Here is a 24,310-nt window from a genome sequence, read left to right as displayed (position 1 = left end):
AGTTAGAAAGCTTTGGTATAGGCCCGATGACGCTCGACAGCTTCCTTCAATTCCTCCAGATTATCAGAAGAGAACTTGTCCAAGACTTCTGTGGCTAAGACCGTTGCCACCACAGCCTCCATGACAACTCCCGCCGCTGGAAGTGCTGTTGGATCACTCCGCTCCACCGTTGCCTTATAGGGCTCATGTGTTTCAATATCGACACTCATGAGTGGCTTATAAAGGGTCGGGATAGGTTTCATAACCCCACGGACAATAATCGGCTCCCCATTAGTCATGCCTCCTTCAAATCCGCCTAAATGATTGGTTCGACGGGTATAACCATTTTGTTGGGACCAGAGGATTTCGTCCATGACCTGACTGCCTTTGCGACGACCAGCTTCAAAGCCCATTCCGAATTCTACTCCTTTAAAGGCGTTGATGGAGACAACCCCTTGAGCAATTTTGGCATCCAATTTCTTGTCCCATTGGACAAAAGATCCTAGACCAACAGGCACACCACCTACAATGGTTTCAACGATCCCTCCGATGGTCTCTCCTTCTTTCTTCACGCTATCGATATAGGCCTTGATTTCTTCCTCTCGCTCTCGATTGACAATAGAAACCTGGGATTGAGCGACCGCTTCTTTGATTTGCGAAACCGTCAGATTTTCTGGAACCTCTACTTCGATGCCACCGAAATTAACGATGTGGCTGGCTACTTGGATCCCAATCTCTTCTAATAACCGTTTGGCTACTGCACCAACTGCTACACGCATCGTCGTTTCCCGAGCTGATGACCTCTCCAAGGAGTTGCGTAAGTCATCGAAACGGTACTTGATCCCACCGACCAAATCAGCGTGGCCTGGACGAGGCTTAGTAATTTTCCGAAGCCCCTTTTTCTTTTCCTCCACATCACTGACAGACATGATCTCCAGCCATTTTTGATGGTCTAGGTTGGTGACATTCAAGGTGATGGGGCCTCCCATGGTCAAGCCATGGCGAACTCCGGAGGTGATCTCGACCTGATCGCTTTCAATCTTCATCCGTGCTCCACGACCGTAGCCCCCTTGGCGACGTTTCAACTCAGCATTGATAAAATCAGCGGTCAAAGGGAGTCCTGCAGGCACCCCTTCAATAATGGCTGTTAGTCGTGGTCCGTGTGATTCTCCTGCTGTTAAATAACGCATGGTATCTCCTTTGTCGGTTTTCTAGTTTAAGAAGTCTCTCATTTCTTCCAATGGGACTGGATAAATCTGACAAGTCCCAATTTCTGGTACCAAAACGAGTTTCAATTGATTGCCCCTTGCCTTCTTGTCCAAGGTTAAGGCTTGATAAAGCTCTTCCTTATTCCATCCATGGAATTCTACCGGTAAGCCAAATTTTTGACACATTTGACGAATGGCCTGTGTTAAACCGGCTTGGACGAGTCCCTTGGCTTCTGCCACCTTAGTGACTTGTACCATCCCTATCGCTACGGCTTCTCCGTGCATGACCTGGCCATAACCTGCAGTTGCTTCAATGGCGTGTCCAAGGGTATGACCAAAATTCAGATAAAGACGGATGCCCTGGTCTAGCTCATCCTCAACAACCATCTTGCGCTTGACTTGACAGGAATGGGCAATCAGGGATTCTGCATGCTCATAAATAGACTCGACGGAGCCATCCATTCCTTCCAATTCTTCCCATAATTCTGGATCCTCAATGAGTCCATACTTGATGACCTCCCCCATGCCCTCGATCAACTCACGTTGGCCCAGGGTCCGCAGTACCTCAGGGTCAATCAAGACTCCATCAGGTTGGGCAAAGGTTCCTATCATGTTTTTAGCATAGAGCGTATTTACTCCGGTCTTGCCTCCAATAGAAGAGTCGACTTGAGCAGTCAAACTAGTTGGTACTTGGACGAAATGAATCCCACGCATATAAGTGGAAGCCACGAAACCAGCTAGATCTCCAACAACGCCACCACCCAGAGCAAGGATCCCATCCGATCGTGTCATGCCATTCTTCGCTAAGAATTCATAAACTTTCTGAACAGTCGTCAGATTTTTACTAGATTCCCCTTCTAGAAATTCATAATGAACAACTGTAAATCCTTTACTTTCAAGGCATTTCACTACCTGACTTGCATAAAGGGATCCCACATGGTTGTCTGTTATGACTGCTATTTTTTGAGGTTTCCATAAATGACTGAGCCAAGTTCCAACCTTTTGGATTGCTCCATTCTCAATGACAATCTCATAACCATTCTTTGGTAGATCAACATTCACCTTCATAAGGATCTCCTTTCAAATTCATGTGAAAAATATTACAATTTCACCATTGTATAAAAATAGAAAACAGAGGTCACTTGATTAAGTTTTTCTGTTTTCTTCCATCATTTTTCTAATACATATTCAGGGTATTCCAATTTCAAGGCTTGCCAGACTTCCTGCTCTGGGAAGGTTTTTTCCGTCATCAGTTCGAAGGCTAGGGCAGCTTGATGAAACAGCATTCCAAGCCCATTTACCGTTTGCAGCTCTTGTTCTTCTGCTAATTGAAGAAAAGGTGTCTTGGCAGGAAAATAAGCTAAGTCGGCTACTAGACATCCTTTAGGAAAGGTAAACTCCTTAGGAACAGGGAGGGAAACCCCGTCCATTCCAAGTCCTGTAGCATTGATCAATAAATCCGCTCCCACCATCATTGCATTGACCTGGTCCCAACTGGATAAGTCATGGAGGATAATTGAAAAAGAGAGAGCTTCAGATAGTGGAGAGAAGGTAGCCTGATACTTGGCTAAACTTTCTGGGCGAACAAATAAATGTATCTCTGCCACTCCTTGTCGAACAGCTTCTAGGACAATGGCAGTTGCTGCCCCACCTGCTCCCAAAAGGACAAGTTTCTTATCCTTTATAGAAAAAGTCTTGGGTAGACTCTTTAAAAAACCAAGTCCATCAGTATTGTATCCTGTTAAGCAACCATCCTTCTGAACAATTGTATTGACCGAACCGATGAGTTGGGCACTTTCATCTACCTGATCTAAGTAGGGTAGGACCTTTTTCTTATATGGCATGGAAATATTGGCGCCCAACATATCCAGTACTCGTAACTGTTGAAGACTTTGTTCAACTTGTTCTTCTGCCACTTCCCAAGCAAGGTAGACCGCATTGGTGGCGGTTAGTTGGTAAGCATAATTGTGAATAAAGGGCGAGATACTATGACGAATGGGCTTAGCAATGACGGCCGCCATTCGCGTATAGCCATCAATCCTCATCTAAGATCTCCCGAATCTTGTGCATGCTTGCTAAACTAATTTGACCTGGAGCACTTTCCTCTCCAACACTAGCATAGGACCAAACAGAACCAGTTAAATCAGCAGCAATGCGAGAAATTCGGCCAATTTTCCCCATAGAAATTGTAACGAACTCTTGTTCTGGATTTAGCGTTTTAAAGCCACGTGTATAGTTCATCAAGTCGAGAACATCCTGCTCAGTATGAGCCATCACAGAGACCTTTACCAATTTCGGTGTAAAGCTGGTTAATTCCGACATAATTTCCATCATGTTTTCAGGGGTTTCCTGGAAATTGTGGTAGCTTAAGCAAAGATTGGAATAATCCATCATCTGATTAAACTCGGCCTGGTGACCAAAGTACTCAAAATCGACATAATCCGGATGATAGATGTTATTGATATCATGGATAATGGCTACGTACTCTTCACCAGAAAGTTCAATTTCTCCTCCCTGCTCCCGTGTCCGCAGGGTAAATACAATCTCACGACCGGCAAATTTTTCAAAGATGGCAGGCGCAACTTGTAAAATATCATTTTTATCCAAATAATCCGCACGCCATTCAATGACATCTGCTTCCTGATACCGACTGGCATCAATGGCCTGTGCTTCTTCAAAATTTCTTGGCATTACAGAAACAACTAATTTCATTGATCCACCTTAATTGTAAAAACTTTCAAGTAATTACTACTTTCTTCCTTTTCATTGTATCGAAAATCAGCTGGAAGTCCTACCTCACTGATATAGCGATGTTTATGGCCTTTAAAGCCCTTTTCAATTTCTTTTTTAAATTTGTCTCGACTGACATTCGCAGCGTTGGTACTAGCAATCAAAATACCTTTTGGATTTAAAATCTCTAGGGACTGCTCAATTAGTTTGTGATAATCCTTCGCAACTGAGAAGGTACGCTTCTTATTGCGAGCAAAACTCGGCGGATCTAAAACAATCACATCATAGGTCAAACCATGACGCTTGGCATACTTATAATAATCAAAAACGTCCATGACAATAAAGCGGTGCTGGTCTAATTCTAGACCATTTGCCAAAAAATGAGCTTCAGATAGTTCCCGACTACGCTTGGCGAGATCCACAGAGGTCGTCTCCAGTGCTCCTCCCATAGCAGCTGCCACTGAAAAAGCCGCCGTATAGGAAAACATATTGAGCAAGGTTTTGCCTGTTGCTAAACCATCTACTAAACTAGCGCGCACTTCATGTTGGTCCAAGAAGATTCCTGTCATCAAGCCATCATTCAGAAAAACTTGGTAACGAACTCCATTTTCCAAAATACAGAAGGTCTCTGGAGCTTCTTGACCAAATAGATGAGCTGACTCATAACCGGGATCCTTAAAACGGATTTTTTCATATCCTCCCAAGACTTCAGGAAAAACTTCTTGAAAAGCTGCAACGATCAAGTCTCTGATTTGATAGACAAAGGCATTGTAAATAGAAAAGACGGCATAATCTTCATAGAGATCAATGGTTAAACCACCAAATCCGTCGCCTTCTTGATTAAAAATTCTAAAAGCAGTATCCAATTCCGACTGATAATAAGACTGACGTTTTGACTTAGCCTCAGCAAATAAGTGACAAAAGTAAGCCTGATCCAAGGTGATTTTCTTCGGAGAGATGACCCAACCAAGTCCCTTGTTTTGCTCGGAAAGGTAACCTGTCCCAACAAAGTGGCCCGAAGCTGTAACCAGCTCGACAACCTCATTGTCAAAGGGGAGCTGCCCAAAGTCAACCTTCTCTAAAATCTTATAACCTTTATGGATTTTCTTCTCAACTTGTCGGTTAATTGTCAGCTTTTTCATACTCTCTATTGTATCAAAATTTTCAAAATTTCACAAAGTCTCTTCCTTAAAAATACGATTAATAACAAAGTGATCTCCATCGTTTTAAACATTCTTGCTCTTTTTGTTTAGTAATAGATTACAAATCTCAATCTTAGACTTTCTATCCCTCATTATCTGCTTGCTTTATTTTCAAAACGATCTAAATTATGGTATACTGTTGTAAGAAAATTTTTAGGAAATAAGGCAAGGAAGTATATTTTTGTGAAAAAAATTACCAAAACGATACTCGATGCTATGAGTACCAGACTAGGATTTGTCTTTACCCTACTGTTGCTTTATTGGTTTAAAACCATGTGGGCCTATACGGTAGACTTTAATCTAGATATTCAAGGCTTCTATCAGGTTTTTCTTGCAATCATTAACCCGATACCGTTAAGTCTCTTATTCATCGGTCTCGCTTTTTATATTAAGAGAACCAAACTCTTCTATTTGCTATCTTTTAGCATCTATGTCATTTTATTTATCTGGTTGATATCCAATTCGATTTATTATCGTGAGTTTACAGATTTCGTAACTGTCAATACCATGCTAGCCTCTAGTAAGGTATCCGCTGGTCTTGGGGCAGCAGCCTTAGAATTGTTCCGACCTTGGGACATCATCTATATTCTAGACTTTCCAATTCTAGCTTTCCTCTTTTTTAAAAAATTGGTCAAACTAGATCCCCGTCCATTTAATAAACGGGCAAGTTTTGCAGTTACTTCTCTCTCTGCTATGCTCTTCTCTGCCAACCTTTTCTTGGCAGAAATTGACCGTCCGGAGTTGTTAACGCGTGGATTCTCAAATTATTATGTAGTCCGTGCGCTTGGCTTACCAGCCTTCTTAGGTTACAGTGCCAACCAGACTTACATGGCAAATAAAGAACGCTCAAAAGCCTCTGAAGTAGACTTGAAGCCAGTTGAAGAGTATGTTGCTAGCCACTATGCTCAACCAAATCCTGAAACCTTTGGTCTAGCTAAGGGACGAAATGTCATCTATATCCACTTGGAAAGTTTCCAACAATTCTTGATCGATTATAAATTGAAGGTCGATGGCAAAGAATACGAAGTAACCCCTTTTATCAACTCACTTTACCATTCAAATGAAACCTTTGCATTTGCTAATGTTTTCAACCAGGTAAAAGCTGGTAAAACATCAGATGCAGAGACCATGATTGAAACAGGCTTGTTTGGTTTGAACCAAGGTTCCTTTATGGTGAACTACGGTGGCACCAACACCCAGCAAGCAGCTCCTTTTATTCTTTCTAAGAATGGCTACCAATCCAGTGCTGTTTTCCACGGAAATGCCGGAAGCTTCTGGAACCGTAATACAGCTTACAAACAATGGGGCTACCATTACTTCTTTGATGCCTCTTACTTTACCAAGCAAGATGATACCAATTCCTTCCAATATGGACTCAACGATAAGATCATGTTTAAGGATTCCATCAAGTACTTGGAACACATGCAACAACCGTTTTACACCAAATTCATTACAGTTTCCAACCACTATCCTTATACGACGAGTCTGATTGGTGACGAAGTCGGCTTCCCTCTGGCAGAAACGCAAGATGAAACAATTAATGGGTATTTTGCTACAGCCAACTACTTGGATGCTTCCGTCAAGGCCTTCTTTGACTATTTGAAAGCCTCTGGACTCTATGAGAAATCAATCATTGTCCTCTATGGTGACCACTACGGTATTTCAAACTCTCGGAATCCAGCCCTAGCTCCTCTGCTCGATAAGAACTCGGAGACATGGTCTAGCTATGACAATGCCATGTTGCAACGCGTGCCTTATATGGTGGTGATTCCAGGTATGGACAAGGGGAAAGTTATTGAAACCTACGGTGGAGAGATTGATATGCTTCCGACATTGGAACACTTGTTAGGAATTGATTCTAAGAACTTCCTTCAAGTTGGACAAGACTTATTATCTCCAGATCATAGTCAAATCGTTGCCTTCCGTTCATCCAACTACTTTGTAACCCCTGAGTATACAAGTTACAGTGGCCGGACCTATTACACCAAGACTGGTGAAGAAATCACCAATCCAGACGAAACAACGAAAGAGCAACTCGATAAGATCCGCGAGGCAGCCAATCTTCAACTCAAGATTAGTGATAGTATTCAAACTGGTGATCTCTTACGGTTCTATACCGGTAATGATCTTGGAAAAGTCAACCCAGATGATTACTCTTACAATAACTCGATGAAAGCATTGAAGAAAATCGAAAAAGAAAAAGGGGATGCATCAACCAGTCTCTATAGCCAAAAAGGCAATCAGTCAACGGTTGATCTCTTCAAGGCACCTAGCTATAAGGAACTCCATCCTGAACAGTTCAGTTCTTCTTCATCATCGAGTGACGATTCTAGCTCAAGTAGTTCCAGTTCATCTTCATCAGAAAAAAAATAAGAGTGGGACAGAAATCGGTAATTCGTTAGAATTCAATTTCGTCGTCCCACCTCCGCACAGTTGAGTAGGGCTGTAAAAGCTGATGAAATCAGCGTAGTAGAGCCCACTCAACCACTGCGTCTTACTCGACAATCCAAAGACAATTGAGAGGCTAGGACTTTTGTCCTAGCCTCATTTTTAAATGTAGATAAACTATTTTTACTTAAGGTAGCTGGATTATTTTTCAAAAACAACTAGCTATTATATAGAAATAATTGTGTTTCTACATTCTAAAAAAAGATTGGGATTTCCCAATCTTATTTTTTTATTTCTTCCATTCAAAGACGGAGGCTGTTAGATTCTCAACATAGAATGGTCGTTTATTTCGACTATTTCCAACAAGAAGCTCAAGATGATCTGCGTTCTGGAGATAGAATGGAAGTCCACTGGTGTTAAAGATGACAGAATAGTGTTTATCCCAATTTAATTCAAAGACGATGACACCACTACCCATATCCGCTGTATGCACAAAGACATGTTGGTATATTTCCTCATAAGACTCAAGAGACAAGGCAGGTAAGGTCTTCTTCAAATGAATGATTTGACGAATATAGTCAATCGTATCCTTGTTGACAGACACCAGATTCCAATCGACTTGGTTGACGGCATCTGGCGCATTATAGGAATTCATAGCGCGTTCTCGATCTGCCTGGGTCACTTCTCCATCTTCACCCGTTGCAACCAACTTGGTTCGTAGGAACTCTTGGCCAACTTGCATAAAGGCCATCCCTTGGAAGAGGAGGTTCATGGCTGTCGCCACTTCTACCTGCTTCTTAATTTTTTCCTGAGAGTCATCTGGATGGACATAAGAAAGTAAATCATAGAGGTTGTAGTTATCATGGGCTTCTACATAGTTGAGAACCTGACTTGGAGTTAGGAAGGATCCCAACTCTGCACTACCCAGAACAGACCGCGCAATGATGTCTTCTGTAGACTTCCGACTAACATAGCCACGTTTGATAGAGCCAAAGACCTCGGCCCCCTTAATGGCATCTCGAGAGGTATCATTAAAGAATCCGACTTGTGCCATCTGATAAGCATTGTCCTTCTTGGCCTTATCTTCTGGAGCTAAGCCTGTCCCCATATCCCAACCTTCTCCATAGAGGAGAATCCGTGGATCAATCGCATCCATGGCTTCACGGATTTCATCCATCGTATCCACATCGTGAATCCCCATCAAGTCAAAGCGGAAACCGTCAATCTTATATTCCGTTACCCAATGTGTCAAGGAATCAATCATGAACTTGCGATACATCTCATGCTCACTGGCTGTCTCATTCCCAACTCCTGTACCATTTTGGAAGGATCCATCTGGATTCATCCGGTAATAATAATCAGGAACAGTTGTTTGGAAGGCGCCATCTTCTGTCGAATAGATATGGTTATAAACGACATCCATAACCACTGAGATTCCTGCTTGATGGTAGGCGTGAATCATTTCTTTTAATTCGCGCATGGTGGTTTTAGGGTCGTGAGGTTTGGTCGAATACCAAGTCTCAGGTGCTGAATAATTCTGCACATCGTATCCCCAGTTGTAGAGGACATTGCCTTCTTCATCGTAGGACTTATAGCGGTCGGTAACTGGCTGCAGTTGCACCACATTAACCCCTAATTCCTTGATATAGTCAAAAGCAGAAGCATCACCCTGAGCATTCTTCGTTCCTGTTTGGTGAGCCCCTCGGTAGGTTCCTCGATAAGCTTCGTCCACACCGGAAGTTGGAGAAATGGTCAAATCCCGGATATGCATTTCATAGACAACCGCCTGACAGGGATTATCCAGCCGCCAGTCAGCCTTCTCATACGCTTCTGTTTGAAAGGCAGGGAAGATGCGATCATAATGGGAAAGAATGGCTGATTTTTTCCCATTTTCACTGGTAGCGATCGTATAAGGATCACGCGCAATCTCCGTATGGTAATCAAAATAAACCTTGTACTGATAGGCTAGTCCACTGAGGTTCCCCATGACATCAGCATACCAGACACCACAATTATTTCGAACATGGTCACTATCTTCACGCTGGCCACGAACCATTGGAACAATCTTCCAAACCTTGCTGTCATTAGCAACAGAATCATAGATGAGGAGGTCTACTTTATTGGCAGTAGGTGCCCAGAGTTTAAAGCGGTAATCATCATCCTGCTGGCGATAGCCCAACCATCCTTGATATCCCCATTTGGCATCAAATTCCTGGTAATGAGTCGCCATATCAAAAGCATGTGGCTTCCGACGGCTGTATTCATGACTAGTCATTGCAGCCTGTAAGGAATAATAAACGGTATCATCCCCTTGAATTAACCAGACTTCTCGCAAATGCCCTTCAGGCAAAAGCTCGATATGGTATTCGTCTGACTGACTGATCCAGTTTCCTTCCTTGATGATGACATGACCAAACCGTTGAGGCGTCTCACAGTTATATACTAAGAGCCCCTCAACTCCAAAATAATCGAGCTTGGAGAAGGATACTTCCTCCCCCAAAACCCCTTCATGCCACTTCCACATATCACGTGCAAAATAATCGCCTACAGGATGATGGTAGTGGATTTTAACTTGATACTGATGCATCTTATTGTATTTCCTATTTCCTAACTAAGAAGAAATGAACATTGCCCACTCTCAGCAATGAATCTCCATTATTCTTCTGATTTATATTCCGAATGGACCAAGGCATCGTCATTAATTTCATCGATGTTGGCAAAAAATTCTAAGTGATTGTGGAAGACTTCCAGTTCCACCGGTGTATCTCCCCCGTATTCACCATCTAGATTGATCTTAAACTCTTCTTTCTTATCCAAAACTTCAATCTTCAATTTAGATGTTTTGAGGTATTCAATATTTGAATCCTTGACATGTTTTCCACCATTGACGGCTTGCATAATCAAAGACAACATATCAAATAATTTAGCGGTTTTCACTAAAATCAAAGTGAAATTACCATCATCCAATTTAGCATCTGGTGCTACACTTTCAAAGCCACCGATTGAATTGGTCAAAGCCACGAAAACAAGAGAAACTGGTCCAACATAGACCCCATTATCGTGTTCAATCCGCACCTTGCGGGTTTTATTTTTGGGGAACTTCTTCACCCCTTCAGCCACATAAGCAAAGTAGCCATAACGCGACTTCACCTCACTCGGTACACTAAAGGTCAATTCAGACAAGGTCCCTGCAGCAGCAATATTGATAAAATATTTACTTCCGTATGCCCGTCCAATGTCCATTTGGATGGTTTGGTTCTTTTCAATAATCCTTGCAGCAGCTACAGGATCTCCCATTGGAATCTTCAGAGCACGCGCGTAATCATTGGTTGTTCCCGTAGGGATAAAAGCCATTTTTGGACGGTGTTCGAGACTAGCAACCCCGTTAACTACCTCATTAATGGTTCCATCTCCCCCAGCGGCAATGATCAAATCAAATCCTGCCTTAGCAGCCCGTTCTGCTTCTAATTGGGCTGATAAGGGCTCTGGAGTGGTCTGATAGGCACTTGTTTCATAGCCGACATCCTCTAACACATCTAAGACTTCTGCGATGTTCTTTTTAATGATTTCCTGACCAGAGGTCGGATTATATATCACTCGTGCTTTTTTAATCTTATTTTCCATACATGCCTCTATAAACTCTCAAGCCAGGCTTCATCCTGTATTTCAATCGATAATTCCTGCGCTTTGCTTAATTTACTTCCCGCATCGCTACCTGCAACCAACAGGTCAGTTTTCTTGGACACGGAGCCTGTGACTTTAGCCCCTAAGGCTTCTAATTTAGCCTTAGCTTCAGAACGTGTCAGACGTTCCAGTTTACCTGTTAAGACGACTGTTTTACCGGACAATGGTGCGTCTGCTGCAACCTTTTGTCCTAGGTACTCTAAGTTTACCCCAGCATCCTTAAGCTCTTCTAAAAGAAGCCGAGAGCCTTCCTGAGCAAAATAACGCTGGAGACTTTCTGCAACGACCATTCCTAAACTGTCTATCGCTGCAATCGTTTCAACCTCTGCTTCTGCTAAAGCTGGAATGGAATGAAACTCTTGGAGCAAGAGCTGGCTGGCCTTACTTCCTACATGACGAATTCCCAGTCCAAACAATAGTTTTTCAGCAGAATTCCCCTTAGATGCTTGAATAGCATCTACTAACTTCTGGGCAGATTTTTCTTTAAAACCTTCTAATTGTAAAAGATCCTCAACCGTCAGCCGGTAAATACCTGCCACATCCTGTACCAGTTCTTTGGCAAACAGTTTTTCCACCACAGCTGGCCCCAACCCTGTTATATTCATGGCATCCCGGCTGGCAAAGTGAGCGAGCCCTTCCTTTATTTGAGCAGGACAACGGGGGTTGATACAACGCAAGGCCACTTCATCCTCAAAATGAAGGAGCTCACTCTGACAACTTGGACAGTGACTGGGAATCTCTAATTTTTCTTCTGATACGCGCTTATCCATAACAACCCGTAGAACAGCTGGAATAATATCCCCTGCTTTATAGACAATGACGGTATCGTCTTTGCGAATATCTTTCTCAGCAATGTAATCTACATTATGGAGAGTAGCCCGACTGACAGTCGTCCCTGCTAGTTGAACGGGAGTCAAATTAGCAGTTGGTGTCACCACTCCTGTCCGACCAACAGTCCAATCAACTGACAAGAGTTTTGCTTCCTTCTCCTCAGCTGGGAACTTGTAAGCCACTGCCCATTTGGGAGCTTTGACAGTAAAGCCAAGTTCTTCTTGGACAGCCAGGTCATTCACTTTTATCACGACCCCATCGATATCATAAGGAAGCTGGTCACGCATGGCTGCCACTTCTTGAATATAGTCCCAGACTTGCTCGATACTAGTCGCTGTCTTGTGATGCGGATTGACGACAAAACCGAGTCGATCTAACTTGGCTAACACCTTCTCTTGACTCGTTTGGTCAGTTGGACTAGCTTCTTGATAGAGGAAGGTCGCGAGTTTTCGCTCCGCAACAATCTTTGTATCCAACTGTCTAAGAGTACCGGCTGCCGCATTTCGAGGATTCGCAAACTCTGCTTCCCCATTTTCTTGGCGAGACAAGTTGACAGCATCAAAAGATGCACGGGGCATATAACATTCTCCGCGAACTGTTAATGTAAGAGGTTCTGGCAAGACTAGAGGAATATCGCGAACTCGCTTGAGGTTCTCTGTGATATTTTCTCCAATGCTCCCATCCCCACGTGTAGCACCCGTTTCAAGAACTCCATCGACATAAGATAGTGAAATAGACAGGCCGTCAATTTTTAATTCACATACATAGGTGACAGCAGGAAATTCTTTGCGAACCCGTTGATCAAAGGCCACTAATTCTTCATAAGAAAAGGCGTCCTGCAAGCTGTATAGCGGGTAAGCATGCTGGTATTTTTCAAACCCTTTAAGAATAGTTCCTCCGACCCGATGGGTTGGGCTATTGGGCTGGACCAACTCCGGATGGGCTTCCTCTAAGGCGACTAATTCCCGATAAAGTTGGTCGTACTCATAATCCGATACGGACGGAGCATCTTTTGTATAATATTCTTCTGCATAGTGATTCAGGAGTGTCACTAGCTCTTTTATTCTGGTTTCCATATCCCTATTTTACCATAAAAACGCTTTACTGGGGCCTTTCTGACTACTCCATTAGCGAAAAATATCTATTATTTGAATGAATCGGATTCGGCAATGGCAACAAAAAAAGAGCTAGGACAAAAGTCCTAGCCTCTCAATTATCTTTGGATTATCGAGCAAGACGCAGTGGTTGAGTGGGCTCTACTACGCCGATTTCATCAGCTTTAACAGCCCTACTCAACTGTGCGGAGGTGGGACGACGAAATCGAATTCTAACGAATGACCGATTTCTGTTCCACTCTCTAGTAGACTATTGAGTCAAATCAATACGTTGGGCAATCTTTTTAATCAAAATAGCTCCGACAATCAGGGAAGCAAATTCACCCAAACCAGTTGTCAACCAATTCAAGAAGAATGGTGTTTTGTTCAAGATATGCAATTCTAAGGCAATCGTAAACATAGAGAGGGCAAAGAAAATTGAGAATAAGAAATGATCCTTGCGAATCCATCCATTAAAGAGATCTGTCTTTTCGTAACGTTTAAAGAGGTATACTCCAAGTGTGACGAAGACCAAAGTAGATCCGCCACCAACGACCACGTCGACAATCCCATAACTCAGGAAGTTAGAAATCATACAGCCAATTGTCACCGACCAAATGTATTTCCGATTGTAGAAAGCCATGAAATTGAGCATTTCAGAAACACGGAATTGGATCTCATTGCTTCCGATGGCATTCAATGGGGGAGTAATGGTCAAGGCCACATAGAGAGCTGCAACTAGAGCAATCTGTGCCAAGTCACGAACAGTATAGTTTTTCATCGTTTTCTCCTTTAGCGGTTTTTCCGCGTCTAATATGCTTGGTGAAAGAAGCTAAGCACCAAGGGTTGATCTTTGCCAATGAACCCCTCTTGATAGAGTTGCATTCCACAAACCAACTTTATAAGTATAGCACAAATAAGGGAATTATGATAGACTAATTGTATGAAAAAACTAGTCCATCGCATCTTTAATAATGAAATTTTAGCCTACCTGATTTTTGGTGTTGCTACTACTATTGTCTCTGTTGCTACCCGGCTGATTGTTTTCCAACTGACGGACCAGGAACAACTAGCTACCTTGATTGGAAATATTGCAGGGATTCTCTTTGCCTTTGCTACCAACGATACTATTGTCTTTAAACAAGAAAGAAAAGGCTGGTTTAAGCGATTAATTGTCTTCTCTTTCGCTCGGATGGGCACCCTCGTTCTGGATCTCCTGATGACTACCATCTTTGTGACCCAGTATCCGCAAATCATTGGTCAGTTTGTCAATATGAATCGCACGGCTATCAATACTATCGAAACATTTGCTGCCCAAGTTATGATTGTCATTTTAAACTATGTCTTCAGTAAACTTTTTGTCTTCCGAAATAAGAAGTAACTTCCGTGAAAAAACCAAAATGAGGCTGGGACAAAAGTCCTAGCCTCTCAATTGTCTTTAGATTGTCGAGCAAGACGCAGTGGTTGAGTGGGCTCTACTACGCTGATTTCATCAGCTTTTACAGCCATACTCAACTGTGCGGAGGTGGGACGACGAAATCGAATTCTAACGAATGACCGATTTCTGTCTCACTCTCATTTTTTTATACTTCTAAACTAGATGTTTGGGCGCTTAAATAAGAAATCTTTCCTTCTACACCAAAATAGTCCTTGACTAAGCCTTTTAATTCGTCCATCGCCTCTTTGGCACGGTTCGCTTGCTCTTCAGTCACTGCTTCCATAACAAGAATAGCCTGACGAGTTTCTTCTGTCAGCATCGTCCTTTTAGCTTCCCGCCAATTTAAACACCGGCAAACAGCTCCTTCTTGGTCATAATAGATGATCTCTTCCGGCAAAGCTGGAGCATCTTCCTCAGCTCCTAATGGGAAGAATGTCTCTCCCCCCTTTGCTTTTCCTAAAGATAAGCCTCCTGCTAACTTTTCCATATCTTCACCACCACATGGGATAGCATAGGCAAGAGATACACTATTATACAAATCCACTAAAGGATTAATGGGATAAAACTCCCGTCCTTGCGAAACACGTTTCAATAAGGCTTCAATGGAAGAACGGGCACCTTTTTTGGTCTTAAATTTGCTAAAAGCCTGACGCCATTCCTGAACGACTGGGCTAGCAGTGAATTGTTCATCATCAATGAAGACCTTTGATCGAGCCACTCCCTTGTCGAGTAGATCCTTAAAATAGGGATCCTTGCCCTCGTCGACATGATTGTCGATTCCTTCTACAGTCATTACCACTACTTGTGCTTGGGGAAACAAATCCCAAAACTCTTGATCTATTGTAACTTTCATTTCTTTTCCTCACTATAATTTCTTTTTTGGCCTTTTTTCACTAGCTCCCAATCCGCTGCGACGTTTTCACTCATTTTTGCCAGCCATTTTTCTAATTGAAGAATTTCTGCTTGTGAAAAACCTTTTAAGGCAGTCTTCTCAGAATAAGCATGCTCAGCAAGTATGAAAGGATAAAGCGCTTGTCCCTGTTCCGTTAGGATCCATTTTTTTATCTTTTGATTTGAATGATCGTTTAATTCTCGGATAAATCCTTTATCCGCTAATTTTTTGACAGAGCGAGCTACTGTTGAACGGTCCACTTTTAATAAATCGGATAACTCCTCTTGAATAATCCCTGGGTGCTCCCCAATCCGTACCAAATACAGGTATTGGCCTCTTGCTAGCTCCAAATCTCGGAACTCAATATTAGCAATCGAATCTAAGGCGCGGGCTATGATGCCAATCTCTCTTAAAACCTTCATTTGCTCCTCCTTTCCTTTAAATGGAGTTTATCATATTTTTGTTGCATTTGCAATAAACAATTCAAAAATAACAAAAAGCCGGATGAAAACCGGCTTTTTCCTATTTTATTTCTTTAAGATTATTCTTGATTTTTTCTCAAATTTTTAAGATGAAAACGACGCTTGAGTGAAGCTTCCTTTTGGTGAAAAGCTACTTGACCTGACTTATACTTGGCCACCACATCCCCGTCTTTTGTCTCGAATCGTGCTTCAATTGCATACTGAATACTAGCATTTAAGATACATCCAACAATCAACACCTTGGCTACCAAGATAAACCAGAACATAATAACTGCTAAAAGGACAGACCCGAAGAAACGAGCATCTAAGAAACTCGTGATATAGCGATCGACATATTTCCAGAAAATATTCAAGGTCAAATAAAGGACTGCTGTCACAAAGATGGCTCCTGGAAAAACATAGCGAAACTTAGGAATTTTGATATTGGGTAGGGTGTAGTAGAGCAAGAGCAAGGTCAAAAAGAGAAGGACGTAAACTGAAGGACCGGAAATATTTAGGAGACGAAGGTAGAGACTTTCGTCAAACTTGAAAATCTGATAGACGGTACGAATAATCATACGGCCAAACATAGTCAAAACGAGAGATAGACCGAACAGACCTTGTAGAGCAAAACTAATCAAGATACTGAAAATTCTCGCCCAGATAATCCCCCTCTCCTTCTCCACTCCATAACTTTTATTGAAGGCTCTTTGCAGGTAAGCGATACACTGTGAAGAGACCCATAAAGCAGAAATGATGGAGAAACTCAGCAAACCAGTAGACGGCTTGGTAAGCACTGATGAAATCACTTGCAAAACAATGCGGTACATGGAAGGAGGTAAGACTTCACGCAAGGTCAGCAAAATCTGAGTCGGACGAATCTGAAAGTAAGGGAGGATATTGGCTGCAATCAACAATAAAGGGAGAATCGAAATCAATAAATAATAGGCTACTGCTATACTAGTGATATCCGATTCAGAGGCCATATAAAAGCGTAGGAATCCCTTAATAAACGGTCGTTCGCCTAGCCATTTTAGAAACTTTTTCATATCTTCCCCTCCCTAACAAACTCATAAAAAGAGAAAAGAGCGAAACCGTTTTATCTATTCAGCTCCATTCTTTCCTCTCTACTTTTTTTAATAGGTTCCTTCTTCGCCTTGACTGGTCAAAATAACAGGACCATCTTTCGTAATCACAAACTGATGTTCGTACTGACAAGAAAGACCACCGTCAAGAGTTTTGTGGGCCCAACCTGTCTTCATATCGGTATCGATTTCCCAAGTTCCAGTATTAATCATTGGTTCAATGGTCAAAACCATCCCCTCACGTAAGCGCAACCCGCGTCCTGCACGTCCATAGTGGGGAACCATTGGTTCCTCATGCATTGTCGGACCGACTCCATGACCGACCAAGTCACGGACCACTCCGTATCCTTTGCTTTCAGCATATTCTTGAATAGCTGCTCCGATATCACCTAGGCGGTTTCCGACAACTGCTTGCTCAATCCCCTTGTAGAGACATTCCTTGGTGACATCCATGAGATCTTTTACTTCTTGGGATACATTCCCAACTGCATAAGCCCAACAAGAATCCGCCAAACCACCAGAATAGTTTTCAGTATACTTTTTCACCTGAGCTACATTATCAAAGTCTAGTTTTGAAACATCAACAACAGACTTATCTAATGGCTCTGATAAGACCATATCCACCTTTAAGAGGTCACCTTCTTTTAACAGATAGTGGCGAGGAAAGGCATGAGCTACTTCATCATTGATCCCACAACAAGTTGCATAGGGATAGTCCATCAGACTTCCTTCCACACCGATCTGGAGGGGCAAGACATTGGCTTCTTTACAGCGACGTCGAACATACTCTTCTACTTCCCAAAGATCAAGACCTGGTTTGATCAAATCCCGAAGGCCAATATGAATACTGGCAAGAAAGTCTCCTGCACGGTCCATGGCTTCGATTTCACGCTGTGATTTCAATGTAATCATCTATTCCTACATCCATTCTAATTAATTTTCAAAGTAACGGTAGCTTTCGTGACCAACTGCAGATTCAAATACAAATCAAAATCTATAATAGCCGATCGTCTTGTTTGGCGAACAATACGCGTTTCAATCCGCAAGGTATCGTCCACTTGAACAGCTTGAAGATAATAGACCAACAGCTGTTCGATAATTAAATTTTTTCCAGAATTCATCATGAACTGGCGAGTGACCGTTGTTAAAACTTCAGTGAGAACGCCATTCGAGAGAACGCCACTTTTTTCTAACATGCTCGGTTCAACCGTCAGTTCAAAATGATTGGCTTGCAGAACGACTTTTTGACTAATTTGTTCACTAAAGGTTGGTAATCCAGACAATTGTTCCTTACTCATCCGGTCCATGACTGCACGACGGGTAATGACCCCTAAGAGGGTCTGATTACTCCGAATAACAGGGATCATCTCAAAGTCTTCTGCAATCATGCGTTGACTGACATTGGCGATACTAGAAGAAAGGTTTGTCGTAAAGACGGTACGTGACATGACCTTGTCCAGAGTTGTCTGCGGTGCCTTATCGCCAGCATCTCGCATAGTCACCACTCCAACAACCATTTGGTGTTGATTGACGACAGGAAAGCGACTAAAACGGCTCTTTCTTACCAAATCTAGATAGTCACGTACGGTATCTGTTTCCCGTAAAAACCCATATTCATGCATGGGTGAATAGACTTGTTCAACCGTTAAAATGTCTGTTTTGATTTGCATGTTGGCGAGAGCGCGATTGATCATTGTCGCCACAGTATAGGTATCATGCTTGGTACGTAAGATAGGAGTTTGACCACTGTTACCTAGTTCCAAAATAGAAGGATCGACATCGAAACCACCAGTTACAAGAACAGCATTGTCGTGTTTAAGGGCCAGACATTGGATATTGGTTCGGTCTCCAACAATGAGGAGCCCACCTTCAGAGACATAATCTAAAATATGCTCTTCTGTCATGGCACCGATATAAAACTTATTGAACTCTCGTTCCAGTCCTTCTTTACCTGCCAAGACTTCCGAACCGGTTATTTCTACAATCTCTCGAAAAGTCAGATGTTCCAGGACAGCCTTTTTGGACTTAACACGAACAGTCCCACTACGAGGTCTCGTTTCAACAATTCCACGATTTTCGGCTTCTTTAATAGCCCGATAGGCGGTCCCATCGCTCACCTGTAAATAGTTCGAGATACTTCTCACACTGACACGCTTGCCAATTGGTAGTTTCTCCAAATAATCTAAGATCGCTTGGTGTTTACTCATTGAGATCTCCTCTATCTATACAGAACTCGTAATAATCCCGCATCTTTCGCGTATAGCGGTCGCTTCCCTTGAATTGTCGTTTTAACGTATAACCGGCATGTAAAGCTACCTGTTGGCTGGCTAAATTTTCAACATGGGTAATAATTCGGACTTGTTTGAGATGAAATTCCTGGAAGGACAAGAAGGTAATTTCTTTTACAACCTCTGTCATGAGGCCTTTGCCCCAATAATCCTTGTGTAAGAAATAACCAAGTTCTGCTTCTTTCTTAATTTCATCCAATTTTTCAAATTTAATCGATCCAATCACATGACCGGTTTCCTTATCACAAATCGCCCATATTCCCAGAGGATTCTTTAAAAAATAATTAGCCAAGACATACTGGCATTCCTCTAGAGAAGTTTGTGCCGGGAAAATAAAAGGCAAATTATCTGGATTGGAGGATATCTTGTAAAAGTCAGCTGCATCACTATATAGAAAGGGCCTCAAGAAGAGGCGCTCTGTTTCAAAACATGAATATGCTGCTAGTTGCGTCCAAATGTTCATAAAAATCGTTCGTTATGCTTCATCAATTAACTTGATGTCAGCGCCCAATTGTTGCAATTTTTCAATGATGTGCGAATAGCCACGAAGGATAAACTCAATATTGGTAATCTCTGTTCTCCCCTGTGCCATCAAGCCTGCAATCACCAAGGCAGCTCCTGCACGAAGGTCTGTCGCTTTAACTGGAGCACCCGTTAATTGATTTGGTCCTTGGTAGACAATGCGATCACCAACTGTTTCAATCCTAGCCCCCATCCGCATCAGTTCAGCCACATGGTTGACCCGCTTTTGATAAATAGTATCTATAATGCTTCCCTTTCCATTAGCTGTCAAGAGCAAAGGGGTCAAGGGTTGCTGTAAATCAGTTGCAAATCCAGGGTAAGGAGAGGTTTTAATGTGAACAGCTTTTAGATTTTCTTGCTTTTCAACAAAAACACTATCCTCAGAAATGGTCATGCGAACTCCCATTTCTTCTAGCTTGGCAATAAAGCTTTCCAGGTGTTCATAGAGAACATTCGTAATTTGAATTCCTTCTCCCACAGCTGCAGCAAGAGCGATATAAGTCCCTGCTTCGATGCGATCTGGAATTACTTGGTGGCGCGTCCCGCGGAGATAGTCTACTCCTTCAATCGTAATGATATCTGTACCAGCTCCCCGGATGTGAGCACCCATATTATTAAGAAGGGTTACGACATCAATGATCTCAGGTTCGCGAGCGGCATTCTCAATAACAGTACGACCTTCCGCTTTGACAGCAGCTAGGATGGTATTAATCGTTGCGCCAACACTAACCGTATCCATATAGATGACTGCCCCACGAAGACGCTTCCCATTAGTAGAAAGGTTCATACTAGAACCATCCATGGTCATTTTAGCCCCCATCGCTTCAAAGGCTTTCAAATGTAGATCAATTGGACGCGGACCTAAGTCACATCCCCCTGGTAGACCTACAGTTGCCTGGCCATAACGTCCCAAAAGACTTCCATAGAAATAGTAAGAAGCACGAAGACTATTGATCTTTCCAAATGGCATTGGCATATCTTGCACACCACGTGGATCAATGACAAGGGTCTCCCCATCTCGCTCCACTTTTGCTCCCATCAGAGTCATAATGTCAATCAAGCTAGCCACATCTGAAATATCTGGAACACCATCAAGTGTCACAATTTCGTCTGCTAAAATAGTAGCTGGAATAAGGGCCACCACGCTATTTTTTGCACCACTAATGGTCACCTCACCTTTTAATGGGCGACCACCATTAATTATAATTTTTTTCATGTTAATTTATATAAGCTCTTTCAATCATTCAGTAAAAAATTACCGCATCTATTATATCATAAAAACGCTTCATTTTCCACTCATTCTTATCTTTTGATCAGTCGATGCAATCCTTGAAAACTTAAGCTATATCTTTTACTATTTTTTTATATTTTCGGTTCCTTACCTAGTTTATCTATGCTATATACTCATTCGCTGTATGTGTATTTTATCAAAAAAGGCAGTTCTTTTCAGACCACCTTTTTTGAGCTTATTTTACTTCATTTCCTAGTTCATATTTACTGTCTTTTAGAGCTCGGCTCAAGGACCATTTCCAAGGTTTCCCTTCAATGGTTACTTGATTCTTCTCTAAATCTACTCTTACTTCTTCTACACCTTTTACTCCGGATAATTTTTCAGTGACAGCATTGGCACAACCTTGGCATTTCATTCCAGTAATTTCATATGTTTTTGACATATTTTTGTCCTTTCTTTCTTACAAGGAGATCATTTTTTCTCCTAGATTTTACAATTTTTTTCGCTTTAATCTTAGAGCATTGACGACGACGGATACTGAGCTAAAACTCATGGCTAGACCCGCTAGCATAGGATTTAAGAGGGGACCACCAAAGAGATAGAGAAGGCCCATCGCCACCGGAATAGCTAATACATTGTAGATAAAGGCCCAGAACAAGTTTTCCTTAATCGTTTGAATCGTGTAGCGACTAATTTCCAAGGCTCGGACTACATCCATCAATTGGGGTTTCATAACTACGATATCTGCACTTTCCATGGCAATATCTGTTCCAGACCCCATGGCAATCCCGATATCTGCAGTTGCAAGGGCTGGTGCATCGTTGATCCCATCCCCCACCATGATCACAGACTTGCCTTCTGCTTGCAATTCTTGGATCACTCGTGATTTTTCTTGAGGAAGGACTTGACTGATGACCTGCTGGATTCCAGCCTTCTTGGCAATCGCTTGAGCAGTTCGTTCATTATCCCCAGTTAGCATGATCACCTTCTTGCCCATTTTTTCAAGACTAGCAACCATTTCTAAACTATCTTCCTTGATGCGGTCTGCTACCCCAAATAGAGCCATTAATTGCCCATCTTCAGCTAAGAAAATCGGGGTTTGTCCATCCTGGGTTAAGACTTCCAAGTCAGCCTTGGCAAGACGAACATCGATTCCTTCCTCTTCCATTAGAGTTTGATTCCCAGCTAGATAAACCTTCCCTGCATATCTAGCAGTGAGGCCCCTTCCTGTTAGACTGGAGAAGTTTTCCATCTCTAATAAGTCCACAGGCGCTTCTTTTGCAGCATCCAGAATAGCCTGTCCCAGCGGGTGCTCGGACTTAGCTTCCAGAGATGCCAGGATTTGTAAGGCATCCTTCGTTTGACTATAGAGATAGGATGAGGACAACTGAGGTTTTCCTTGAGTGATGGTCCCTGTTTTATCGAAGACCACTACTTGTGCTTGATGAGCTAACTCAAGGACGTCCCCTCTCTTGTAGAGGATCCCATGCTCTGCTCCTAATCCAGTACCTACCATGATAGCGGTTGGTGTCGCCAAACCTAGAGCACATGGACAGGCAATTACCAAGACACTGATCGTTACCGTCATAGCAAAGGTAAAGGTTTCGCCCATGATGAAATACCAAAACAGTCCAGATAAGAGGGCAATCACCATGACTACAGGAACAAAGACTCCGGCCACTCGATCGGCAATCTTGGCAATCGGTGCTTTGGTTTGTTGGGCATCTTCCACCAGCTGAATGATCTGTGCTAGTAAGGTATCCCGACCAACTTTCTCAGCCTCATAGACCAAGCTTCCTTGACCATTGATGGAGCCAGCATAAACTGGACTTCCTTCAGTTTTTTGGATTGGGATCGATTCACCCGTTAGCATGCTTTCATCAATAGCTGATTGTCCGGAAACCACTTGACCATCAACGGCTATTTTTTCACCTGGTTTGACCAGAATGTGATCTCCAATGACCAAGTCTTCTACAGGCAATTTCACTTCTTTTCCATCCCGTAAGACCGTCGCCTCCTTGGCAGCCAGATGCATGAGTTTTTTAATGGCTTGAGAAGTACGTCCTTTTGACAGAGTTTCAAAATATTTACCTAGCGTAATTAGGGTCAAAATCACGGCTACAGACTCATAGTAAAGCTGGTGAACATGATGATGGTGACCAAGCAAGATATGATAAGTTCCATAGAGACTATAAAGAAAAGCTGCACTGGTAGCCAAAGCTACTAAGGCATCCATATTTGGATGACCTTTTAGAAGAGTTCGGAAACCATTTCGATAAAAAGCTCGTCCGAAGACCATCACGGGGATAGTCAAGGCCAAAAGAACAAGGGTGTAAGCTACGGGTGCTCGATCAGGTGAGACAAAAGCAGGTACAGGCAGGCCAATCATGGGACCCATTGCTAGATAAAAGAGTGGCAGGGTGAAGATGGAAGACCAAAGGAGCCGGTTTCGGATTAATTGTAGCTTGTCTCCTTCCCGTTCCTCTTGACTCTTAGCTGTATCTGGATTGTAAAGTACTGCCTCATAGCCAGCATCCGCTACCGCCTTTGAAATAGCCTCTGGACTCAAGGGCTCCCCTTGATATTCCACTGTCATTTTTTCAGTGGTCAAATTTACCGTCGCTTTTTCAACACCGTCCAGATGATTGACAGCTTTCTCCACATTGATCACACAGGATGCACAAGTCATCCCATTGACGACAAAGGTTTCTTCTTTCATTGATCTTCCTCCACATGACTGACACAGTGACATTGCCCAGGTTGGCAATCACATTGAACCCGCTCCACGCTCTCTTTGGATGCGAGAATCTCTTGCAAGTCTTTGATCTGTTCTTTCATCATTGGTGTTTGCTGGATTAGTTGCTCCAATATGTGACTATGCTTGGTCAAGCAGATCTTGCTTAAAACTTCATAGACAGCTCTTAAATTTGCCTCTTCTTCATTGAGGACCGCCTGATACAAATATGTCCGACCTTCTCTTCGACTCGTCAAATAGCCCTTATCAGCCAATCGTCCTAAAAGAGTTTTTACCGTTGAAGCTGACCAGTCTTGCTTGGTGGAAAGAATCTTAGTTATTTCTGTAGAAGTCGTTTCTCCCTTGGTCCAAAGGACCCGCATGACTTCCCATTCAGCACTTGAAATCTTAGCCATTCATTTTCCTTTCTATCTCCTATCATGGATAATTGGTTTACGTTTGTAGTTTTATTATACACTTCCTATTTTTCTTGTCAATACTTTTGTTTACATTTGTAGATTTATTTTACAAAAAAGAGGCTGG

The 24,310-nt window shown here is 42.6% G+C and carries 21 protein-coding genes and 1 riboswitch; of the genes, 2 read left to right on the top strand and 19 right to left on the bottom strand.

Annotation, left to right across the window (positions count from 1 at the left end; translation table 11 throughout):
• Positions 1-2: 2 nt before the first annotated feature.
• The 5 genes from aroC to DW930_RS01120 all read right to left on the bottom strand — a co-directional run bounded on the left by aroC (position 3) and on the right by DW930_RS01120 (position 5,059).
• Positions 3-1,169 carry a chorismate synthase gene (gene aroC, locus DW930_RS01140; RefSeq protein WP_123159109.1) on the bottom strand — a complete coding sequence of 389 codons (1,167 nt, stop codon included), beginning with the start codon at positions 1,167-1,169 and terminating at the stop codon, positions 3-5.
• A 21-nt stretch (positions 1,170-1,190) separates the two neighbouring features.
• Positions 1,191-2,255 carry a 3-dehydroquinate synthase gene (aroB, locus tag DW930_RS01135; protein ID WP_123159108.1) on the bottom strand — a complete coding sequence of 355 codons (1,065 nt, stop codon included), beginning with the start codon at positions 2,253-2,255 and terminating at the stop codon, positions 1,191-1,193.
• A gap of 101 nt (positions 2,256-2,356) precedes the next feature.
• Positions 2,357-3,232: a shikimate dehydrogenase gene (gene aroE / locus DW930_RS01130; RefSeq protein ID WP_123159107.1), complete on the bottom strand. Its 876-nt coding sequence runs from the start codon at positions 3,230-3,232 to the stop codon at positions 2,357-2,359.
• On the bottom strand, positions 3,222-3,899 hold the full coding sequence (aroD, locus tag DW930_RS01125; RefSeq protein ID WP_123159106.1) for a type I 3-dehydroquinate dehydratase: 678 nt from the start codon (positions 3,897-3,899) through the stop codon (positions 3,222-3,224). Before aroD ends, aroE begins: the two co-directional genes overlap by 11 nt.
• Positions 3,896-5,059: a class I SAM-dependent rRNA methyltransferase gene (locus tag DW930_RS01120; RefSeq protein WP_123159105.1), complete on the bottom strand. Its 1,164-nt coding sequence runs from the start codon at positions 5,057-5,059 to the stop codon at positions 3,896-3,898. The genes aroD and DW930_RS01120 overlap by 4 nt, the downstream gene beginning before the upstream one ends.
• A gap of 243 nt (positions 5,060-5,302) precedes the next feature.
• Between DW930_RS01120 and DW930_RS01115 the strand changes: the two genes are divergently transcribed.
• On the top strand, positions 5,303-7,492 hold the full coding sequence (locus tag DW930_RS01115; RefSeq protein WP_117744370.1) for an LTA synthase family protein: 2,190 nt from the start codon (positions 5,303-5,305) through the stop codon (positions 7,490-7,492).
• Between the two features lie 304 nt (positions 7,493-7,796).
• Here DW930_RS01115 and pulA read toward each other — a convergent pair whose 3' ends face one another.
• The 4 genes from pulA to DW930_RS01085 form a co-directional block, all read right to left on the bottom strand.
• Positions 7,797-10,094: a type I pullulanase gene (gene pulA, locus DW930_RS01105; protein ID WP_123159104.1), complete on the bottom strand. Its 2,298-nt coding sequence runs from the start codon at positions 10,092-10,094 to the stop codon at positions 7,797-7,799.
• A 68-nt stretch (positions 10,095-10,162) separates the two neighbouring features.
• Positions 10,163-11,131 carry a diacylglycerol kinase family lipid kinase gene (locus DW930_RS01100; RefSeq protein ID WP_023023607.1) on the bottom strand — a complete coding sequence of 323 codons (969 nt, stop codon included), beginning with the start codon at positions 11,129-11,131 and terminating at the stop codon, positions 10,163-10,165.
• Between the two features lie 8 nt (positions 11,132-11,139).
• Complete coding sequence (gene ligA, locus DW930_RS01095; RefSeq protein WP_023026966.1) at positions 11,140-13,098, bottom strand: NAD-dependent DNA ligase LigA; 1,959 nt, start codon at positions 13,096-13,098, stop codon at positions 11,140-11,142.
• Between the two features lie 289 nt (positions 13,099-13,387).
• Positions 13,388-13,897, bottom strand: coding sequence for a QueT transporter family protein (locus DW930_RS01085; protein ID WP_006596069.1), 510 nt, complete (start codon positions 13,895-13,897; stop codon positions 13,388-13,390).
• Positions 13,895-14,031: riboswitch (PreQ1 riboswitch) on the bottom strand. It overlaps the preceding gene by 3 nt.
• Positions 14,032-14,059: 28 nt before the next feature.
• Here DW930_RS01085 and DW930_RS01080 point away from each other — a divergent pair.
• The gene (locus tag DW930_RS01080; protein ID WP_023023611.1) at positions 14,060-14,497 is read left to right on the top strand and encodes a GtrA family protein; all 438 of its coding nucleotides are present in this window, start codon (positions 14,060-14,062) and stop codon (positions 14,495-14,497) included.
• Between the two features lie 202 nt (positions 14,498-14,699).
• Here the strand turns inward: DW930_RS01080 and DW930_RS01070 are convergent, their stop codons facing one another.
• The 10 genes from DW930_RS01070 to DW930_RS01025 form a co-directional block, all read right to left on the bottom strand.
• A complete protein-coding gene (locus DW930_RS01070) occupies positions 14,700-15,407 on the bottom strand; it encodes a phenylalanine--tRNA ligase beta subunit-related protein (protein ID WP_123159103.1) in 708 nt (235 codons plus the stop codon).
• The gene (locus tag DW930_RS01065; RefSeq protein WP_123159102.1) at positions 15,404-15,868 is read right to left on the bottom strand and encodes a MarR family transcriptional regulator; all 465 of its coding nucleotides are present in this window, start codon (positions 15,866-15,868) and stop codon (positions 15,404-15,406) included. Before DW930_RS01065 ends, DW930_RS01070 begins: the two co-directional genes overlap by 4 nt.
• A 119-nt stretch (positions 15,869-15,987) precedes the next feature.
• Complete coding sequence (locus DW930_RS01060; RefSeq protein WP_123159101.1) at positions 15,988-16,956, bottom strand: YihY/virulence factor BrkB family protein; 969 nt, start codon at positions 16,954-16,956, stop codon at positions 15,988-15,990.
• Between the two features lie 87 nt (positions 16,957-17,043).
• Positions 17,044-17,904, bottom strand: coding sequence for a methionyl aminopeptidase (locus DW930_RS01055; RefSeq protein ID WP_117744377.1), 861 nt, complete (start codon positions 17,902-17,904; stop codon positions 17,044-17,046).
• Between the two features lie 17 nt (positions 17,905-17,921).
• Entirely contained in the window at positions 17,922-19,199 is a 1,278-nt protein-coding gene (gene spxR / locus DW930_RS01050) for a CBS-HotDog domain-containing transcription factor SpxR (RefSeq protein ID WP_123159100.1), read from the bottom strand.
• On the bottom strand, positions 19,192-19,743 hold the full coding sequence (locus DW930_RS01045) for a GNAT family N-acetyltransferase (RefSeq protein ID WP_120701847.1): 552 nt from the start codon (positions 19,741-19,743) through the stop codon (positions 19,192-19,194). Before DW930_RS01045 ends, spxR begins: the two co-directional genes overlap by 8 nt.
• 12 nt (positions 19,744-19,755) lie before the next feature.
• Positions 19,756-21,018 (bottom strand): UDP-N-acetylglucosamine 1-carboxyvinyltransferase, encoded by a 1,263-nt coding sequence (locus DW930_RS01040; protein ID WP_123159099.1) that lies wholly within the window; start codon positions 21,016-21,018, stop codon positions 19,756-19,758.
• A 250-nt stretch (positions 21,019-21,268) separates the two neighbouring features.
• Complete coding sequence (gene copZ, locus DW930_RS01035; RefSeq protein ID WP_123159098.1) at positions 21,269-21,475, bottom strand: copper chaperone CopZ; 207 nt, start codon at positions 21,473-21,475, stop codon at positions 21,269-21,271.
• A 48-nt stretch (positions 21,476-21,523) separates the two neighbouring features.
• Positions 21,524-23,752: a heavy metal translocating P-type ATPase gene (locus DW930_RS01030; RefSeq protein ID WP_123159097.1), complete on the bottom strand. Its 2,229-nt coding sequence runs from the start codon at positions 23,750-23,752 to the stop codon at positions 21,524-21,526.
• On the bottom strand, positions 23,749-24,183 hold the full coding sequence (locus tag DW930_RS01025) for a CopY/TcrY family copper transport repressor (RefSeq protein ID WP_117744382.1): 435 nt from the start codon (positions 24,181-24,183) through the stop codon (positions 23,749-23,751). Before DW930_RS01025 ends, DW930_RS01030 begins: the two co-directional genes overlap by 4 nt.
• Positions 24,184-24,310: the final 127 nt, after the last annotated feature.

Origin of the sequence: Streptococcus sp. AM43-2AT, from assembly GCF_003603405.1 — a bacterium.
In the GTDB taxonomy this organism is placed as follows: Bacteria; Bacillota; Bacilli; order Lactobacillales; family Streptococcaceae; genus Streptococcus; species Streptococcus ilei.
The sequence above is the reverse complement of the archived record's forward strand: the minus strand, read 5'-3'. Positions and strand labels throughout refer to the sequence as shown.

Bases quoted from the DNA above. Each gene is read 5' to 3' on its own strand.
- DW930_RS01080 (WP_023023611.1), top strand. From the start codon at position 14,060: ATGAAAAAACTAGTCCATCGCATCTTTAATAATGAAATTTTAGCCTAC.
- DW930_RS01085 (WP_006596069.1), bottom strand. From the start codon at position 13,897: ATGAAAAACTATACTGTTCGTGACTTGGCACAGATTGCTCTAGTTGCA.
- DW930_RS01100 (WP_023023607.1), bottom strand. From the start codon at position 11,131: ATGGAAAATAAGATTAAAAAAGCACGAGTGATATATAATCCGACCTCT.
- DW930_RS01055 (WP_117744377.1), bottom strand. From the start codon at position 17,904: ATGATTACATTGAAATCACAGCGTGAAATCGAAGCCATGGACCGTGCA.
- DW930_RS01065 (WP_123159102.1), bottom strand. From the start codon at position 15,868: ATGAAGGTTTTAAGAGAGATTGGCATCATAGCCCGCGCCTTAGATTCG.
- aroC (WP_123159109.1), bottom strand. From the start codon at position 1,169: ATGCGTTATTTAACAGCAGGAGAATCACACGGACCACGACTAACAGCC.
- copZ (WP_123159098.1), bottom strand. From the start codon at position 21,475: ATGTCAAAAACATATGAAATTACTGGAATGAAATGCCAAGGTTGTGCC.
- spxR (WP_123159100.1), bottom strand. From the start codon at position 19,199: ATGAGTAAACACCAAGCGATCTTAGATTATTTGGAGAAACTACCAATT.
- DW930_RS01045 (WP_120701847.1), bottom strand. From the start codon at position 19,743: ATGAACATTTGGACGCAACTAGCAGCATATTCATGTTTTGAAACAGAG.
- DW930_RS01030 (WP_123159097.1), bottom strand. From the start codon at position 23,752: ATGAAAGAAGAAACCTTTGTCGTCAATGGGATGACTTGTGCATCCTGT.
- DW930_RS01060 (WP_123159101.1), bottom strand. From the start codon at position 16,956: ATGAAAAAGTTTCTAAAATGGCTAGGCGAACGACCGTTTATTAAGGGA.
- DW930_RS01025 (WP_117744382.1), bottom strand. From the start codon at position 24,183: ATGGCTAAGATTTCAAGTGCTGAATGGGAAGTCATGCGGGTCCTTTGG.
- aroE (WP_123159107.1), bottom strand. From the start codon at position 3,232: ATGAGGATTGATGGCTATACGCGAATGGCGGCCGTCATTGCTAAGCCC.
- aroD (WP_123159106.1), bottom strand. From the start codon at position 3,899: ATGAAATTAGTTGTTTCTGTAATGCCAAGAAATTTTGAAGAAGCACAG.
- DW930_RS01040 (WP_123159099.1), bottom strand. From the start codon at position 21,018: ATGAAAAAAATTATAATTAATGGTGGTCGCCCATTAAAAGGTGAGGTG.
- aroB (WP_123159108.1), bottom strand. From the start codon at position 2,255: ATGAAGGTGAATGTTGATCTACCAAAGAATGGTTATGAGATTGTCATT.
- DW930_RS01120 (WP_123159105.1), bottom strand. From the start codon at position 5,059: ATGAAAAAGCTGACAATTAACCGACAAGTTGAGAAGAAAATCCATAAA.
- ligA (WP_023026966.1), bottom strand. From the start codon at position 13,098: ATGGAAACCAGAATAAAAGAGCTAGTGACACTCCTGAATCACTATGCA.
- DW930_RS01070 (WP_123159103.1), bottom strand. From the start codon at position 15,407: ATGAAAGTTACAATAGATCAAGAGTTTTGGGATTTGTTTCCCCAAGCA.
- pulA (WP_123159104.1), bottom strand. From the start codon at position 10,094: ATGCATCAGTATCAAGTTAAAATCCACTACCATCATCCTGTAGGCGAT.